The organism is Aeromonas sp. QDB14 (assembly GCF_027707845.1).
Taxonomy (GTDB): Bacteria; Pseudomonadota; Gammaproteobacteria; order Enterobacterales; family Aeromonadaceae; genus Aeromonas; species Aeromonas caviae.
In genome coordinates this window covers 1-1,088 of record NZ_JAPCJD010000189.1, presented here as the reverse complement: position 1 = coordinate 1,088, position 1,088 = coordinate 1, and the positions used below count along the sequence as shown (strand labels likewise).

Sequence of the window (1,088 nt, the reverse complement as noted above, 5' to 3'; positions counted from 1 at the left end):
CGCGAATTCAGATAATAACTGCAACACCCATGGTGCATAGGAGAGAAGAGGCCAACTGCCGGTTCTGGTACGCTTCTTCTCGCCAAAGAAACAAAGCGGAACACCATGAGATACCATCAGTTGACCGAAGGACAACGATACCAGATCGCCTGCCTTCATGACCATGGCTTGAGCCAAGCAATGATTGCCCGCAAGGTGGGTGTGCATCCATCCACCATTAGTCGCGAACTCCGTCGCAACCGGTGTGCGCAAGGTTATCAACCAGCAGAGGCTCATCAATCGGCCACCCTGCGACGATGTTCCAGCAGCAAATATCGTGTCCCGGAAGATACCCTTATTTTCGTGACCATGGCGTTGGCCGCAGACTGGAGTCCGGAGCAGATAAGCTCGGTCTGCAGGCGCATTGGTTGCCCTGTCAGTCATGAGTGGATCTACCGCTATGTGGCGCAGGATAAGGCCAACGGTGGCAAGCTGTTCCGTCACTTGCGGCAAGGCCACAAACGTTACCGTAAGGGACAGAATGCCAAGCGCTGCGTGATCCCCAACCCGGTATCGATCGATGAGCGCCCAGCGATAGTCGACTCTCGTAGCCGATTGGGTGACTGGGAGGTGGATACCGTTTCGGGCAAACAAGGTAGTGGTGCCATCGTGACACTGGCCGAGCGTAAGAGCCGACTCTACCTAGTGCAGTATGTGCCTGCCAAGACGGCAGCTGCAGTGGCCGATGCCATCATCTGCATGCTAGAGCCCTACAAGGCACATGTTCATACAATCACCGCGGACAATGGCAGTGAATTTGTGGAACATGAGCGAGTAGCCAAGGTGCTAAATGCCCAGTTTTACTTCGCGCATCCATACAGCGCGTGGGAGCGAGGTCTGAACGAGAACAGCAATGGCTTGTTGCGGCAGTATGTGCCCAAGGGCAGCGACCTGAGCCAGCTCAGCCCGGATGAGTTGTCGGCCTTCGAGCGGCGACTCAACCTTAGACCGCGCAAATGTTTGGATTTCAGGCAACCGCAGATCGTGTTTGATGAACTACGACAGGTTGCTTGATTTGGCGGGTGTTGCACTTCGGAGTTGAATTCGCG

2 protein-coding genes are annotated in these 1,088 nt (G+C 55.1%); one reads left to right on the top strand and one right to left on the bottom strand.

Going from position 1 to position 1,088, the window contains the following annotated elements; all coding sequences use genetic code 11:
• Positions 1-207: hypothetical protein (locus tag PG887_RS22435; RefSeq protein WP_206635992.1), on the bottom strand; the 207-nt coding region annotated here is incomplete at its 3' end.
• Between PG887_RS22435 and PG887_RS22430 the strand changes: the two genes are divergently transcribed.
• Positions 106-1,053, top strand: coding sequence for an IS30 family transposase (locus tag PG887_RS22430; protein ID WP_031285326.1), 948 nt, complete (start codon positions 106-108; stop codon positions 1,051-1,053). The genes PG887_RS22435 and PG887_RS22430 overlap by 102 nt on opposite strands.
• The last annotated feature ends 35 nt before the right edge of the window (positions 1,054-1,088 follow it).